Annotated in this window: 13 protein-coding genes; 11 read left to right on the top strand and 2 right to left on the bottom strand. The window is 73.4% G+C overall.

Annotation, left to right across the window (positions count from 1 at the left end; translation table 11 throughout):
- Window positions 1-242 precede the first annotated feature (242 nt).
- On the bottom strand, window positions 243-656 hold the full coding sequence (locus AC02VZ_RS08635; protein WP_476475005.1) for a DUF1844 domain-containing protein: 414 nt from the start codon (window positions 654-656) through the stop codon (window positions 243-245).
- 415 nt (window positions 657-1,071) lie between these two features.
- On the opposite strand from AC02VZ_RS08635, the gene infC reads away from it, so the two are divergent.
- The 10 genes from infC (at window position 1,072) to AC02VZ_RS08585 (ending at window position 12,780) form a co-directional block, all read left to right on the top strand.
- Complete coding sequence (infC, locus tag AC02VZ_RS08630; protein ID WP_432056139.1) at window positions 1,072-1,716, top strand: translation initiation factor IF-3; 645 nt, start codon at window positions 1,072-1,074, stop codon at window positions 1,714-1,716.
- A gap of 110 nt (window positions 1,717-1,826) precedes the next feature.
- Complete coding sequence (gene rpmI, locus AC02VZ_RS08625; protein WP_015661694.1) at window positions 1,827-2,021, top strand: 50S ribosomal protein L35; 195 nt, start codon at window positions 1,827-1,829, stop codon at window positions 2,019-2,021.
- Between the two features lie 104 nt (window positions 2,022-2,125).
- Window positions 2,126-2,509, top strand: a complete 384-nt coding sequence (gene rplT, locus AC02VZ_RS08620; RefSeq protein WP_033531708.1) for a 50S ribosomal protein L20 — start codon at window positions 2,126-2,128, stop codon at window positions 2,507-2,509.
- A gap of 380 nt (window positions 2,510-2,889) precedes the next feature.
- Complete coding sequence (locus tag AC02VZ_RS08615; protein WP_432056084.1) at window positions 2,890-3,756, top strand: TrmH family RNA methyltransferase; 867 nt, start codon at window positions 2,890-2,892, stop codon at window positions 3,754-3,756.
- A 51-nt stretch (window positions 3,757-3,807) separates the two neighbouring features.
- On the top strand, window positions 3,808-4,974 hold the full coding sequence (locus AC02VZ_RS08610) for a sensor histidine kinase (protein ID WP_432056085.1): 1,167 nt from the start codon (window positions 3,808-3,810) through the stop codon (window positions 4,972-4,974).
- Between the two features lie 183 nt (window positions 4,975-5,157).
- Window positions 5,158-6,279: a phenylalanine--tRNA ligase subunit alpha gene (pheS, locus tag AC02VZ_RS08605; protein ID WP_476475004.1), complete on the top strand. Its 1,122-nt coding sequence runs from the start codon at window positions 5,158-5,160 to the stop codon at window positions 6,277-6,279.
- A complete protein-coding gene (gene pheT / locus AC02VZ_RS08600; RefSeq protein ID WP_432056087.1) occupies window positions 6,279-8,792 on the top strand; it encodes a phenylalanine--tRNA ligase subunit beta in 2,514 nt (837 codons plus the stop codon). Before pheS ends, pheT begins: the two co-directional genes overlap by 1 nt.
- Window positions 8,793-9,027: 235 nt before the next feature.
- On the top strand, window positions 9,028-10,257 hold the full coding sequence (locus AC02VZ_RS08595) for a PP2C family protein-serine/threonine phosphatase (RefSeq protein WP_476475003.1): 1,230 nt from the start codon (window positions 9,028-9,030) through the stop codon (window positions 10,255-10,257).
- Between the two features lie 284 nt (window positions 10,258-10,541).
- The gene (locus AC02VZ_RS08590) at window positions 10,542-11,882 is read left to right on the top strand and encodes an NsdA family TPR-like regulatory protein (protein ID WP_432056089.1); all 1,341 of its coding nucleotides are present in this window, start codon (window positions 10,542-10,544) and stop codon (window positions 11,880-11,882) included.
- Window positions 11,883-12,228: 346 nt separating this feature from the next.
- Window positions 12,229-12,780 carry an NUDIX hydrolase gene (locus tag AC02VZ_RS08585; RefSeq protein ID WP_476475002.1) on the top strand — a complete coding sequence of 184 codons (552 nt, stop codon included), beginning with the start codon at window positions 12,229-12,231 and terminating at the stop codon, window positions 12,778-12,780.
- A 215-nt stretch (window positions 12,781-12,995) separates the two neighbouring features.
- Here the strand turns inward: AC02VZ_RS08585 and AC02VZ_RS08580 are convergent, their stop codons facing one another.
- Window positions 12,996-13,856 (bottom strand): 3-hydroxybutyryl-CoA dehydrogenase, encoded by an 861-nt coding sequence (locus AC02VZ_RS08580; protein ID WP_432056091.1) that lies wholly within the window; start codon window positions 13,854-13,856, stop codon window positions 12,996-12,998.
- A gap of 195 nt (window positions 13,857-14,051) precedes the next feature.
- On the opposite strand from AC02VZ_RS08580, the gene AC02VZ_RS08575 reads away from it, so the two are divergent.
- Window positions 14,052-15,329, top strand: a complete 1,278-nt coding sequence (locus AC02VZ_RS08575) for a glycoside hydrolase family 10-like protein (protein WP_476475001.1) — start codon at window positions 14,052-14,054, stop codon at window positions 15,327-15,329.
- The last annotated feature ends 1 nt before the right edge of the window (window position 15,330 follow it).

Here is a 15,330-nt window from a genome sequence, read left to right as displayed (position 1 = left end):
CACCGGGTCAGGACCCGGACCGGTACCGGGCCAGGACCTCGGACGTGGCAGCGGGCGGGGGCCTGGCGTCCAGGCGCGTACGGGCCCGAAACCGAAGATCCCGCCCCCGGTCACGGAAGCGGGATCGAGCGGTGTCCGGAAACGGCACGGAGATCAGGGAAGCCGGGGAACGCGAGGGGGACGCCCGGTCCGGACGTCCGGGCCGGGCCCCGGCGCACCCTCCGGGGCGCGGTGGCTGGGGGTCAGCTGTAGAGCGGTCCCGTGTACTTCTCGCCCGGCCCCTTGCCCGGCTCGTCCGGGACGAGCGAGGCCTCGCGGAACGCCAGCTGCAGGGACTTCAGCCCGTCGCGCAGCGGCGCCGCGTGGAAGGAACTGATCTCCGTGGTGGACGCGTCCAGCAGCCCGGCCAGGGCGTGGACCAGCTTGCGGGCCTCGTCCAGGTCCTTGTGCTGGTCGCCCTCCTCGGTCAGCCCCAGCTTCACGGCGGCGGCGCTCATCAGGTTCACGGCGACCGTCACGATCACCTCGACCGCCGGGACCTCGGCGATGTCACGGGCCATGGCGTCGAAATCCGGGCTGTCCGGGCCGTCCGGGCCGCCGGGGGCGTCGGGGCCGTCGGTGGTCTCGGGGGTGTCCGAGGCGGGGGTCTCACTCATGCCCTCACGATAGGCGCTGCCCCGGGACCGCCCGACGGCAGGAGCCGCTGCGGGAACCGGGGCGGAGGCCGGGGCCGCGGTGGTTAGCACCAGGTTCCGGGAGCTGCTAACCTTGTGCAACGACCGGTCGGACCCGTATGCCTCCAGGTGCACGAGCCCGGCCCACAAGTGGAGGCTTCGAACTCCCACCTTCCGCCCTCAGGGCGGCGGGTCACCGGTCAGGCGGTGCCGCTCCACGGCGAACCGCCCGAGAGTGCGCCCCGCGATCTCCGCGACGGTGTTCCGGTAGTTCGAGGAACCCCGCCTGTGATCGTCCGGGGCATTTTTGTTGCTTCGGCGCGGTTAGGTCTTACGAGAACACAGACGTTACGCGGCTGTCCGCCAGACCGCCGTGTGGTGCTACCGAGGAGGATCCATCAGCGCCGAGCCCCGCATCAACGACCGGATTCGCGTTCCCGAGGTGCGACTTGTCGGTCCCAGTGGCGAGCAGGTGGGCATCGTCCCGCTGGCCAAGGCACTGGAGCTTGCGCAGGAGTACGACCTGGACCTGGTCGAGGTCGCGGCGAACGCCCGTCCGCCCGTGTGCAAGCTCATGGACTACGGGAAGTTCAAGTACGAGTCGGCCATGAAGGCCCGTGAGGCGCGCAAGAACCAGGCGCACACGGTCATCAAGGAGATGAAGCTCCGGCCGAAGATCGACCCGCACGACTACGACACCAAGAAGGGTCACGTCGTCCGGTTCCTCAAGCAGGGCGACAAGGTCAAGATCACGATCATGTTCCGTGGTCGCGAGCAGTCCCGGCCGGAACTCGGCTACCGGCTGCTGCAGCGTCTCGCGGAGGACGTGGCCGACCTCGGGTTCGTGGAGTCGAACCCGAAGCAGGACGGCCGCAACATGATCATGGTTCTCGGTCCGCACAAGAAGAAGACCGAGGCGATGGCCGAGGCCCGCCAGGCGCAGGAAGCCCGCAAGGCAGACGCGAAGGCCAACCCCGGCAAGTCGCAGAACGCCGCGGAGAACGGGGCTGCCGACGTGGCCGAGGAGCCTGCCGAGGCGTGACTCCCCGGGGCGCGAGCCCCAGGAAGCAACCGAAACAAGAACGACGCTCCACCGTGCCCGGTTTTCGTGACCGGGCATCGGAGCGCCACCGACGAGGAGAGAACGGCGCTATGCCGAAGAACAAGTCGCACAGCGGTGCCAGCAAGCGCTTCAAGGTCACCGGCTCCGGCAAGGTGCTCCGCGAGCGCGCCGGCAAGCGCCACCTGCTCGAGCACAAGTCGTCCCGTGTGACGCGTCGCCTCACCGGCAACGCCGAGATGGCCCCGGGCGACGCCAAGAAGATCAAGAAGCTTCTCGGCAAGTGACGCGTCGGCGCCCCCGCCGGCGCCGTCCGACAGTCAGGACCGGGACCCAATCGATTTCGGGCCGTGTGAGCGACGACCACGGCCCCGCTACAAGGAGTTAACAAGTGGCACGCGTCAAGCGGGCAGTCAACGCCCACAAGAAGCGCCGGGCGATCCTCGAGCAGGCCTCCGGCTACCGCGGTCAGCGTTCGCGCCTGTACCGCAAGGCCAAGGAGCAGGTCACCCACTCGCTGGTCTACAACTACAACGACCGCAAGAAGCGCAAGGGTGACTTCCGCCAGCTGTGGATCCAGCGCATCAACGCCGCTGCCCGCGCCAACGGCATCACGTACAACCGCTTCATCCAGGGTCTGAAGGCCGCGAACATCGAGGTCGACCGCAAGATCCTGGCCGAGCTGGCCGTGAACGACGCGACGGCGTTCGCCGCTCTCGTCGAGGTCGCGCAGAAGGCCCTGCCCGCGGACGTGAACGCGCCCAAGGCCGCGTGACGCCGCGCCGGCCCTGAGCCGACGACCGCAGGACCCGCAGGCCGTACCGGCTTGCGGGTCCTGCTGTTGCACGACGGCCCGGCGGCAGCCCGCCACGGAACCCACCGGAGCCGCTCCACGGCAACCGCCGGGAGCCGCTCCACGGCAACCGCCCGGAGCCGTTCCGCGGAACCCGCCGGCGGCGCGCCCGGCCGACGGGCCGCACGCCCGCCCCACCCCGCCCCCGGCAGGACCTCCCGGGCCGCGGGCACCCCCGCGCCCTCCCGGCCGGACCGCGTCACCCGCCCCCGGCCGACGGAGCCCCCGTGCCGCGCCGCGGGCCGGGCGTGCGCGAGCGGGCCGCAGAACCCGCGACCGAGACTCCACGAAGGTGACGAACGATGCCCTCCGTCAGCCCCGAGCTGATCTCCCCCCGCTCCTCCCGGGTCCTGGCCGCCCGGCGGCTGGCCAAACGGAACGTCCGGAGCAAGGAGCGGCTGTTCCTCGCCGAGGGCCCCCAGGCCGTACGGGAGGCCGCCGGACACCGCGGCGCGGACACCGCCGCCACCCTGACCGAACTCTTCGCCACCCCCGAGGCCGCCGACCGCTACGCCGACATCATCGGCGCCGCCCGTGACGCCGGCGCCCGCGTCCACCTCGCCGCCGAGCAGGTCGTCGCCGACATCTCCACCACCGTCACCCCGCAGGGCCTGGTCGGCGTCTGCCGCTTCCTCGACACCCCCTTCGAGGAGATCCTCGCCGCGCGCCCCCGGCTCGTCGCCGTCCTCGCCCACGTGCGCGACCCCGGCAACGCCGGCACCGTCCTGCGCAGCGCGGACGCCGCCGGGGCGGAGGCCGTCGTCCTCACCGACGCCTCCGTGGACGTCTACAACCCCAAGGCCGTCCGCGCCTCCGTCGGCTCGCTGTTCCACCTGCCCGTCGCCGTCGGCGTGCCCGTCGAGCAGGCCGTGGGCGGACTGCGGGCCGCCGGGATCCGGGTGCTCGCCGCCGACGGCGCCGGAGACCGCGACATCGACGACGAGCTCGACCGCGGCACCATGGGCGGACCCACCGCGTGGGTCTTCGGCAACGAGGCGTGGGGACTGCCCGAGGAGACCCGGGCCCTCACCGACGCCGCCGTCCGCGTCCCGATCCACGGAAAGGCCGAGAGTCTGAACCTCGCCACCGCCGCCGCCGTATGTCTGTATGCGTCGGCGCGTGCGCAGCGCGCCGCCGGAGGGTGCCGCTCCGTCACCGGGAACCAGTAGGGTGACCGGACTCGGAGAGCCCCTGAGCAAGACGAGAGGCGGGGTACGGGGATGAGCGTCGGCACGGGCAGCGCACCGGGGGCACGACAGGTGGCGCGTCCGCCCGCCCCCCGGCCCGGTGGACTCCACGACCTCGGCATCGATCCCGACCAGCTGCCCGACGGACTCGTCGTCGCCGACGAACACGGACGGGTGATCTGCTTCAACCGGGCCGCCGTCCGCATCGCCGCGCTCCCCGCCGAACAGGCCCTCGGCCGGCGCATCGAGAGCGCACTGCCCTTACAGGACCTCGAAGGCCGGCACTGGTGGCAGCTCACCGACCCCTACGGCGGCCTCGCCATCCGCAACGGCCAGCCCGAACGCAACCTGCTGCTGCCCGGCGGCCGGGAGGTCCTGGTCGCCGCCCGCTACGTCCGCACCCGGCCCACCGGACCGCTGCGCCGCCTGGTCGTCACCCTGCGCGACACCGAGGCCCGCCGCCGCACCGAGCGCAGCCACGCCGAGCTGATCGCCACCGTCGCCCACGAACTCCGCTCCCCGCTCACCTCCGTCAAGGGCTTCACCGCCACCCTGCTCCGGAAGTGGGAGCGGTTCACCGACGACCAGAAGCGGCTCATGCTGGAGACCGTCGACGCGGACGCCGACCGGGTCACCCGGCTCATCGCCGAACTGCTCGACATATCCCGCATCGACTCCGGCCGCCTGGAGGTGCGCCGCCAGCCCGTCGACATCGGCGCCGCCGTCGGACGGCACATCCAGGCGTACGTGGCCGCCGGGCAGAGCGCCGACCGGTTCCTGCTGCGCGTCCAGCACCCGCTGCCCGACCTGTGGGCCGACCCGGACAAGATCGACCAGGTGCTCAGCAACCTGCTGGAAAACGCCGTGCGCCACGGCGAGGGAACTGTCACCATCGACATCACACCCGCGCCGTCCCCGAGGGAACCGGAGGACGGCGAGCACGCGGCCACGTCGGTCACCGTGAGCGACGAGGGCCCCGGCATCCCGGAGGACTCCATGAACCGCGTCTTCACCCGCTTCTGGCGGGGCAGCAAGCGCGGCGGCACCGGGCTCGGGCTGTACATCGTCAAGGGCATCGTCGAGGCCCACGGCGGCTCCATCACGGTCGGGCGGGCCCGCGCCGGCGGTGCCCAGTTCCGATTTACGTTGCCCGTGGGGGCCCCGGCCTTCGCCCGCGACCTGCCGCGCAGCGCGCGTTAGAGCGCGGGCGGCCCCGGGGGCCCCACGGGCGCATTCGTTCATCCCCGCCCCGTTAGACTCGACCCTTGGCACCTTTGTGTCCCCGGGCCAGGACGTGTCGTGCACGAGCCGGTGTCGGGGACCATCAGCCCCGGGGGCACCTCCCAGTGGCAACTGGGGGACAAATCGGAAGTACGGGAAGAGATGTCGGCACCCAATAAGTCGTACGACCCTGTCGAGGTCGAGGCGTTGAAACCGGAAGAGATCGAGCGCATGCGGGACGAGGCGCTCGCCGCCTTCGCCGCCGCGGGCTCCCTGGACGCGCTCCACGAGGCCAAGGTCGCCCACACCGGCCCCGCCTCCCCGCTGGCCCTCGCCAACCGCGAGATCGGCGCCCTGCCCCCGCACGCCAAGGCCGAGGCCGGCAAGCGGGTGGGCCAGGCGCGCGGTGCCGTGAACAAGGGCCTCGCCGCCCGCCAGGCCGAGCTGGAGGCCGAGCGGGACGCCCGCGTCCTGGTCGAGGAGTCCGTGGACGTCACGCTGCCCCACGACCGGACGGCGGCGGGTGCCCGGCACCCGCTGACCACCCTGTCGGAGCGCATCGAGGACATCTTCGTGGCCATGGGCTACGAGGTCGCCGAGGGACCGCAGGTCGAGGCCGAGTGGTTCAACTTCGACGCCCTCAACATCGGCCCGGACCACCCCGCCCGGGGCGAGCACGACACCTTCTTCGTGCAGGGCCCGCAGGGCGGCACCGAGTCCGGAGTCGTGCTGCGCACCCACACCTCGCCGGTGCAGATCCGCTCGCTGCTCGACCGCGAGCTGCCGGTGTACGTGATCTGCCCCGGCCGCGTCTACCGCACCGACGAGCTGGACGCGACCCACACGCCCGTCTTCCACCAGGTGGAGCTCCTCGCCGTCGACGAGGGCCTCACCATGGCCGACCTCAAGGGCACGCTGGACCACATGGTGCAGTCCCTGTTCGGCGAGGGCATGAAGACCCGGCTGCGGCCGAACTTCTTCCCCTTCACCGAGCCCAGCGGCGAGATGGACATGCTCTGCTACGTCTGCAAGGGCGCGTCCGTCGGCAACCCCGACCGGCCCTGCCGCACCTGCTCCAGCGAGGGCTGGATCGAACTGGGCGGCTGCGGCATGGTCAACCCGCGGGTGCTCACCGCCTGCGGCGTCGACCCCGAGAAGTACAGCGGCTTCGCCTTCGGGTTCGGCATCGAGCGGATGCTGATGTTCCGCCACAACGTCGAGGACATGCGAGACATGGTCGAGGGTGACGTCCGGTTCACCCGGCCGTTCGGGATGGAGATCTGATGCGGGTCCCGCTTTCCTGGCTGCGGGAGTACGTCGACCTGCCGGCCACCGAGACCGGCCGTGACGTACAGGCCAAGCTGATCGCCGCGGGCCTCGAGGTCGAGACCGTCGAGCACCTCGGCGCCGACCTCAAGGGCCCGCTCGTCGTCGGTCAGGTGCTGACCATCGAGGAGCTGGAGGGCTTCAAGAAGCCGATCCGCTTCTGCACCGTCGACGTCGGAACGGCCAACGGCACCGGTGAGCCGCAGGAGATCGTCTGCGGCGCCCGCAACTTCGCCGTCGGCGACAAGGTCGTCGTGGTGCTCCCCGGCGCCGTGCTGCCCGGCGGCTTCGCGATCTCCGCCCGCAAGACCTACGGCAAGGTCTCGCACGGCATGATCTGCTCCAGCGACGAGCTCGGCATGGGCGACGACGGCAGCAAGGGCATCATCGTGCTGCCCCCGGAGACCGAGGTCGGCAAGGACGCCATCGAGCTGCTCGAACTGGTCGACGAGGTCCTCGACATCGCCGTCACCCCGGACCGCGGCTACTGCCTGTCCCTGCGCGGCGTGGCCCGCGAGACGGCCACCGCCTACGGGCTGCCGCTGCGCGACCCGGCGCTGCTCGACGTGCCCGGCCCGAACGCCTTCGGCCACCCGGTCAAGGTCTCCGACCCGGCCGGCTGCGACCGCTTCACCGCCCGCACCGTCACCGGTCTGAGCCCCGAGGCGCGCTCCCCGATCTGGCTCCAGCGCCGCCTGCAGAAGGTCGGCATGCGCCCGATCTCGCTGGCCGTGGACATCACCAACTACGTGATGATGGAGCTCGGCCAGCCGCTGCACGCCTACGACCGCTCCCAGGTCCGGGGCGCCATCGGCGTACGCCGCGCGGAGCAGGGCGAGAAGCTCACCACCCTCGACGGCGTCGAGCGGACCCTGGACGCCGAGGACCTGGTGATCACCGACGACCGGGGGCCCATCGGCCTCGCCGGAGTCATGGGCGGCGCCGACACGGAGATCGCCGACGTCAACGGCGGCGCCGCCGGGTCGACCGACGTGGTCATCGAGGCCGCCCACTTCGACGCGGTGTCCGTGGCCCGCACCGCCCGGCGCCACCGGCTGTCCTCCGAGGCGTCCCGCCGCTTCGAGCGCGGCGTCGACCCGCAGGCCGCCGCCGCTGCCGCGCAGCGCACCGTCGACCTGCTGGTCCTGCTGGCCGGTGGCACCGCCGAGGCCGGGGTCACCGAGGTCGTCGCGCCCAGCGCGCCGCACACCGTCACCCTCCCGGCCGACCACCCGGACAAGGTGGCGGGCGTCGCCTACGGCCGGGAGACCGTCGTCCGGCGGCTGCAGCAGGTCGGCTGCGACGTCTACGGCCAGGACGAACTGATCGTCACCGTGCCGTCCTGGCGGCCCGACCTCACCGACCCCAACGACCTGGCCGAAGAGGTCATCCGGCTGGAGGGCTACGAGAACCTGCCCTCCACCCTGCCCCGCCCGCCCGCCGGCCGCGGCCTGAGCAGCCGGCAGCGGCTGCACCGCCGCATCGGCCGGGCCCTGGCCGGCGCCGGATACGTCGAGGCGCCGAACTACCCGTTCGTCAGCGAGCAGGTCTTCGACCAGCTGCACCTCGCGGCCGACGACCCCGCCCGCCGGGTGGTGCGGCTGACCAACCCGCTCAACGACGAGGAGCCCGCTCTGCGGACCTCGCTGCTGCCGGGGCTGCTCGGCGCGCTGCGGCGCAATGACGGCCGGGGCACGCACGACCTGGCGCTGTTCGAGACCGGCCTGGTCTTCCACCCGCGGGGCGAGCAGCGGACCGCCGGCCGGCTGCCCGTGGACCGTCGCCCCACCGACGAGGAACTCGCCGGACTGGACGCCGCGCTGCCCGAGCAGCCGCGGCACGTCGCGGTCGTCCTCGCCGGCGCCCGTGAGCGGGACGGCTGGTGGGGCAAGGGCCGCCCGGCCGACTGGGCGGACGCCATCGAGGCCGCCCGGACCGTCGCCCGCGAGGCGGGGGCCGAGCTGATCATCCGCAAGGGCCAGTACGGGCCCTGGCACCCCGGCCGCTGCGCGGAGCTCGCGGTGGTCGTCGACGGCGCGGAGCGGGTCGTGGGCCACGCCGGCGAACTGCACCCCGGCGTGCTCAAGACCCTGGGCCTGCCCGAGCGCACGTGCGCCGCGGAGCTGGACCTGGACGCCGTGGAGCGGGCCGGCGAGGGCATCCCGCAGGCACCTGCCATCTCCACGTTCCCGGTCGCCACCCAGGACGTCGCGCTCGTCGTCGACGCGTTCGTGCCGGCCGCCGACGTGGAGGCCGCGCTGCGGGAGGGCGCCGGTGAACTGCTGGAGTCCATCCGGCTGTTCGACGTCTACGAGAACGCCGAGCAGTTGGGCGAGGGCCGCAAGTCCCTGGCCTACGCCCTGCGGTTCCGCGCGCCCGACCGGACGCTGACCGTCGACGAGGCGTCGGCGGCCCGGGAGACGGCCGTCGCGCTGGCGGGCGAGCGCACGGGCGCGGTCCTGCGCGCCTGACCGCCCGAGCGCCCGAGCGCCCGAGCGCACAGCGCACCGAGGGGCGCACGTCGTCCCGGTATCCACCCCGGGACGGCGTGCGCCCCTCGCCCGTCTCCCTCCCCGCCGGTCACCTCACTCATTCGGGTGACAATCGCGGGTGATACGTCCGGATGCGGCGCACCGGCCTACAGAATCGGACCGGCCTCACGGGGCCGGTCCGCGCTGTCAGGGGCCTGTCTGGGGGGCCGGCTGCATGATCCGCTTCAAGGCTGGGGCACCCCGACGGGGCCGCGCCCCGACCGCCTCACGGGCAGCCACCCGCTCGCCCCGCCTCCGTCTTCCCCGCCGGTCCAGCCCGTTCCGCGCCCCCGACCGGCCCCGGGGCGACCGGCTGCGCGCGGTCGGCGTCCCCACGGCCTGGGCCGCCGCCGCGCTGACCTACCGGCTGACCTGCCCGCTCGTCCACGACGACCGGATCGGCTCCCGGCTCGTCAACCGTGCCGTCCTGTGCGCGCTCGGCACCGGCATGATCCTGCACGTCCGCCACGGCCTGCTGCGGGAACTGCGCCAGGCCCGCCGCGCGGCCCGGGCCGCGCAGGGGGTCCCGCTGCGCCCGCCCCCGCCCCACGTCGACGGACTGGCCGTCGCGGCGATCCAGCTGTCCGCCGCCACGTCGGCCCGCGTCGGCGGTGACCTCTACGAGGTGGTCGCCACCGACCACGGCGTGCGCGCCGTCATCGGCGACGTGCGCGGCCACGGCCCGCACGCCGCCCGGGCCGCCGCGGCCGTCCTCGGCTGCTTCCGCGAGGCGGCGCACGACGAGAGCGAACTGGCCGGCGTCCTGCGCCGGCTGGAGCGGGTCATGACCCGCCGGGCCCGGGCCCGCCGAGACGCCATCCGTACCGCCGCCGACGACACCCCCCACGCCCCGGGCCACGACGACCCGGCCGACGAGGACTTCGTCACCGTGCTCCTGCTGGAGATCCTCCCGGACGGCGCCACCCGCGCCCTGAACTGCGGACACCCCTGGCCCCACCTGCTCGGCCGCACGGGCGCCGAACCCCTAGCCACCGCCGACCCGCTGCCACCGCTCGGCCCGTTCCCGCTGCCGCCCGACCTGCCCGTCACCCCCTGCGCGCCGCTGCTGCCCGGAACCACCGTTGTGCTGCACACCGACGGCGCCGAGGACGCCCGGGACGCCGACGGCCGCTTCTTCCCGCTGACCCGCGTCCTCGACGAAGCCGCCCGCGCGACCCCGCCCACCCCGCAGGCCGTGCTGCGCACGGTCCTCGCGGCCCTGCAGCGGCACACCGACACGCCTCCCCAGGACGACGTGGCCCTGCTCGTCCTCACCAACGAACGCCCCGCCCCACCCGCCGTCGCCGCCGGCCGCGCGAGCGAGCCGGCCACGTCCCACCTCGCGGCGGGCCCCCGCCCGCCGCCCCGGGACACGTCCGCGTCCCGGACCCGTCCCGGGCCGTGAGCGGCCCGGTGCCGCACCGCCGAGCGCGGCCCCGGGCAGCCGTGCGCCGTCCGCCCCGCCACGAAATGTCGGGCAGGCAGCTGGGCGGACGGCGCGGAACGGGCCGTCGCACTGTACGAGGGGGAGCCGACGGCCCGGTCGGCCTCTTTCGAGGCACCTCAGTCAAGCGGGTGGAAACTCTCCGCGACAGCGCGCACACGCTGCGGATGCGCGCACTCGGTTCACACCCCGTGTGAACCGGTTACCGCTACTCTGTCCGGCACTGAGCCACCGGGGGGCCCGACATGCAGCCCAACACCATGCTCGACGCGATCCTGGACGAGGCGGGCATCTCCCACGCGGGTCTCGCCGCCCGCGTCAACCAGGCGGGCCGGGCGCGCGGACTGTCCCTGCGGTACGAACACACCGCCGTGGCCCGCTGGTTGAAGGGCCAGCGGCCCCGCGGCCAGGTGCCCGACGTGATCTGCGAGGTGCTCGCCCGCCGGCTCCGGCGCCCCGTCACCCTCGACGACATCGGCCTCGGCGTCCCCGGCGAACCGTCCGCCCCGCACACCGGCTCCCTGTCCGGCTTCGTGGAGCGCGCCACCGCACTGTGGCGCTCCGACCAGCAGCAGCGCCCCCACCTCATGGGCGCCCCCGCCGTCACCGGCACACCGGCGGTCATGCCCGTCTGGGAGTGGGAGAACCCTCCCGAGGACGTGGACGTCTCCCGCGGCGGACGGCACCGCGTCACGGCGGGCGACCTGTCCATGCTGCGCGCCGCCCGCGCCCACTACGAGCAGCTGTACCGCAAGGCCGGGGGAGTGGCGACCCGCGCCCGTGTCGTCGGCTTCCTCAACGCCGAGGCGGCGCCCCTGCTGCGCGGCGGCTACACCGACTCCACCGGCCGCCAACTGCACCGCGCCACCGGGGGGTTGGTGGCCATCGCCGGCATCTGCGCCTACGACTCCGACGCCCACGGCCTCGCCCAGCGCTACTTCCACCAGGCGCTCCGGCTCGCCAAGGCCAGCGGGGACCGGGGACTCGGCGCCTACGTCATCGCCCTGCTCGTCAACCAGTCGCTGTTCATGCGGGAGTTCCGCCAGGCCGTCGCCTTCGCCGAGGCGGCGCTGCGCACCGCCGGGACCCACATCACCCCCGCGCTCGCCTCCGACCTGTACGCGATGCAGGCGAAGGCGTACGCCCACCTCGGCGACGGCAGCAGTGCGCTGGCCTGCATCCGGCGTGCCGAAGCGGCCGCCGAACGCATCCGGCGCGGCCACGAACCCGACGAGACCGGCTACGTCCAGCCCGGCCTGGTCAACGTCCAGGTGGCCGAGGCCCTGCTCAGCCTCGGCGAGCTGGCGGCGGCCGGGGAGCACGCGGCGGCGGCCGTGGACACCCCCGCGCACGACCGGGGCCGCGTGCACCGGCTGGCCATCCTGAGCACCATCGAGCTGCGGCAGGGCAACGCCGACCGGGCGGTGGCCATCGCGGTGCAGATGGCCGAACAGGCGCGGGGCATGGAGTCGCAGCGCCTGCGCGACCGTCTGCGCGCGGTCCGCGACCACCTCGTGCGCAGCGGCGGCGCGGGCACGGACGAGGCGGCCGAACTCATCGACGGGGCGCTGCGCGTGCCGCTGTAGTCCGGCGGCCGGGGTCGCCGACGCCTCGGCAGGGCGCACGGCGGCCGAGGGGCGTACGCCGGAGCCCGCGCCGCCGTTGTCCCTGCTGTTGCTGTTGCTGTTGCTGCCGCTGCCGCTGCCGCTGCCGCCGCGGGCCGGTGATCCGGTGATCCGGTGCGGGGATCCGGCGCGGAGGATCGGGTGCGGGCGATCGGGCGCGGGGATCCGGCGCGCCCCGGCCACCGTGCGCCCCCGTACGTGCTTCCGCCGCGCGGTCGGCTGCTCCCCGGGCGGCCGATTGTGCGCCTGCCTGTCGGCCCGGTTCTGCTGCGATATTGCCCCTTACTCATCGGAAGGCGGCAAACCCGTGCAGTGGACGAAGCAGTACGAACAAACTGTGTATGCCAACCGCTGGTTCCAGGTGAACCTCGCGGACGTCGAGCTCCCGGACGGCCGTCACCTCGACCACTTCCTCATACGCCTGAGGCCCGTCGCCGTCGCCACCGTCGTCAACGAGGCCAACGAGGTCCTGCTGCTCTGGCGCCACCGCTTCATCACCGACAGCTGGGGGTGGGAACTGCCCGCGGGCGTCGTGGAGGACGGCGAGGACGTGGCCGGGGCCGCCGCACGGGAACTGGAGGAGGAGACGGGCTGGCGACCCGGCCCCCTGCACCACCTGCTGACCGTGGAACCGTCCAACGGCCTCACCGACGCCCGGCATCACGTCTACTGGGCGGACGAGGGCGAGTACGTCGGCCATCCCGTCGACGCCTTCGAGTCGGACCGTCGTGAGTGGGTCCCCCTGAAGCTGGTCCCCGACCTGGTGGGGAACGGCGAGGTGCCGGGCGGTTCGATGGCGGCGGCGTTACTCCTGCTCCACCACTTACGCCTCGGCCAGGACCCCCGGCCCGGCCCCTGACGTGCTCCCTGACGTGCTCCCGGCCCGGATCCCGGCCGATTCCGCGCTCGCCTCGGCGCCGGAACCGCCGGAACCGCCGGAACCGCCGGGTCCGCCGTGGACCACAGAACCACCGGAACCGCCGGAACCGCCGGGCCCGCCGGAGAACCGCAGACGGCCCGGCACCGGAAGGATCCGGTGCCGGGCCGCCGGCGGCGAGGAACGAACTCGGGGTCTCAGCCGTAGGTGTAGAAGCCCGACCCGGTCTTCCGGCCCAGCCGTCCCGCGTCGACCATCCGCTGGAGCAGCGGGGGAGCGGCGTACAGGGGCTCCTTGTACTCCTCGTACATCGAGTACGCGACCGAGGCCACGGTGTCCAGTCCGATCAGGTCGGACAGCTTCAGCGGCCCCATCGGGTGGGCGCAGCCCATCTCCATGCCGTTGTCGATGTCCTCGCGGCTGGCGATACCCGACTCGAACATCCGGATCGCGGAGAGCAGGTAGGGGATGAGCAGCGCGTTGACCACGAAACCGGAGCGGTCCTGGGCGCGGATGGCGTGCTTGCCCAGCACCTTCTCGGTGAAGACCTGGGCGCGGCTGAGGGTGCCCTCGGACGTGGTGAGCGCGGGGATCAGCTCGACCAGCTTCTGCACCGGCGCCGGGTTGAAGAAGTGGATGCCGATGACGTGGTCCGGGCGGGCGGTGGCGACCGCCAGCTTCACCAGCGGGATGGAGGAGGTGTTGGACGCCAGGATCGCGTCCTCGCGGGTCACGACCTGGTCGAGCACCTGGAAGATCTCGGTCTTCACCTGCTCGTTCTCCACCACGGCCTCGATCACCAGGTCGCGGTCGGCGAACTCGCCGAGGTCCGTGGTGAAGGTCAGCCGGGCCTGTGTGGCCTCCAGCTCCTCCGCGGTGATCTTCCCGCGCTCGGCCGCCTTGGTCAGCGAGTTGAACAGCCGGGTGCGGCCGATCTCCAGCGCCTCACCGGTCGTCTCGGCCACCATGACGTCCAGGCCGGCCCGGGCGCACACCTCGGCGATTCCCGCGCCCATCTGGCCGCAGCCCACCACTCCGACGCGTTCGATGTCGGTCACATCGTCCCTTTCGCTGATTTTGGGCGACTCATCCGTTATGGCGGTGGCAGGTTGCCGGGTCCCGGTGCCTGCTCCGTTCGTGCACGTTACTCCGAGGTATCGATGATCGATCGTCGGGGTCGGGCATCCTGGGGCACGGAACCGTCCACGAACCGTCCACGACCGGCGGTTCCGCCGGAATCTCGGGGTGTGGAAATGCGACCAGTGTCACGCAGGACGTTCGCGGCGGCCGCGCTGTCCGTGCTGACGATGCTGCCGGAGGCGTCGGCGGCGCACGGCCGTCAGCAGCCGCAGCCGCAGCCGGAGCCGCAGCCGGCCGCCGGACCGGGACGCGGCGGCGCCGCCGGCGGGGAGATGCGCGGGGTGTGGGTGGCGAGCGTGGGCAACCGCGACTGGCCGTCCGCGCCGGGGCTGAGCGCCACGCGGCAGCGGGCGGAGCTGATCGCCCACCTGGACACCGCCGTGCGCCGGCGGCTGAACACGGTGATCCTCCAGGTGCGGCCCACCGCGGACGCCCTGTGGCCCTCCCCGCACGAGCCCTGGTCGCAGTACCTGACCGGCACCCAGGGGCGGGACCCCGGCTGGGACCCGCTGGGCACCGCCGTCGAGGAGGCCCACGCCCGGGGCCTGGAACTGCACGCCTGGTTCAACCCCTACCGGGTCGCCCCGCACGCCGACCCCGGCCGCCTGGTGGCCTCCCACCCGGCCCGCCGCAACCCGGACTGGGTCGTGCCGTACGCCGGGCGGCTCTACTACAACCCCGGGCTGCCCGAGGTCCGCGCCTTCGTCCGGGAGGCCATGCTCGACGCGGTGCGCCGCTACCCCGTGGACGCCGTCCACTTCGACGACTACTTCTACCCGTACCCGGTCGCCGGCCAGACCTTCGACGACACCGCCGCCCATGACGCCCACGGCGGCGGCTTCCCGACCCGGGCGGCCTGGCGGCGGGACAACATCGACCGGCTGGTGCGCGAGACGGCGGCCGGCATCAAGGACATCCGGCCCGGCACCCGCTTCGGCATCAGCCCCTTCGGCGTCTGGCGCAACGCCGGCACCGACCCCCTCGGCTCGGACACCACCGCCGGCGTGCAGACCTACGACGACCTGTACGCGGACACCCGCCGGTGGGCACGGGAGAACTGGATCGACTACATCTGCCCACAGCTGTACTGGAACATCGGCTTCGCCGCCGCCGACTACGCGAAACTGCTGCCCTGGTGGGCCGAGGTGGTGCGCGGCTCCGGCACCCGCCTGTACGTGGGGGAGGCGCTCTACAAGGCCGGCGACCCGGCCCAGCCCGCTGCCTGGCAGGACCCGGCCGAGCTGTCCCGGCACCTCACGCTCGCCGCCCGTCATCCGGAAGCGCGCGGCCACGTGTACTTCGCCGCGCGGGAGGTGGCGGACGACCCCGTGGGGGCCATGGCCCGGGTGGTCGCCGACCACTACGGCCGGCCGGCGGACCCCCCGGCCTGAA

The organism is Streptomyces sp. 3-6, from assembly GCF_056323165.1.
Note: the sequence above shows the minus strand (reverse complement) of the source record. Positions and strands in the feature narration are given on the sequence as shown.

Excerpts from the sequence above, each read along its gene's own strand:
- AC02VZ_RS08635 (WP_476475005.1), bottom strand. The coding sequence starts at position 656 with ATGAGTGAGACCCCCGCCTCGGACACCCCCGAGACCACCGACGGCCCC.
- rpmI (WP_015661694.1), top strand. The coding sequence starts at position 1,827 with ATGCCGAAGAACAAGTCGCACAGCGGTGCCAGCAAGCGCTTCAAGGTC.
- AC02VZ_RS08615 (WP_432056084.1), top strand. The coding sequence starts at position 2,890 with ATGCCCTCCGTCAGCCCCGAGCTGATCTCCCCCCGCTCCTCCCGGGTC.
- AC02VZ_RS08610 (WP_432056085.1), top strand. The coding sequence starts at position 3,808 with ATGAGCGTCGGCACGGGCAGCGCACCGGGGGCACGACAGGTGGCGCGT.
- pheS (WP_476475004.1), top strand. The coding sequence starts at position 5,158 with ATGTCGGCACCCAATAAGTCGTACGACCCTGTCGAGGTCGAGGCGTTG.
- pheT (WP_432056087.1), top strand. The coding sequence starts at position 6,279 with ATGCGGGTCCCGCTTTCCTGGCTGCGGGAGTACGTCGACCTGCCGGCC.
- AC02VZ_RS08595 (WP_476475003.1), top strand. The coding sequence starts at position 9,028 with ATGATCCGCTTCAAGGCTGGGGCACCCCGACGGGGCCGCGCCCCGACC.
- AC02VZ_RS08590 (WP_432056089.1), top strand. The coding sequence starts at position 10,542 with ATGCAGCCCAACACCATGCTCGACGCGATCCTGGACGAGGCGGGCATC.
- AC02VZ_RS08575 (WP_476475001.1), top strand. The coding sequence starts at position 14,052 with ATGCGACCAGTGTCACGCAGGACGTTCGCGGCGGCCGCGCTGTCCGTG.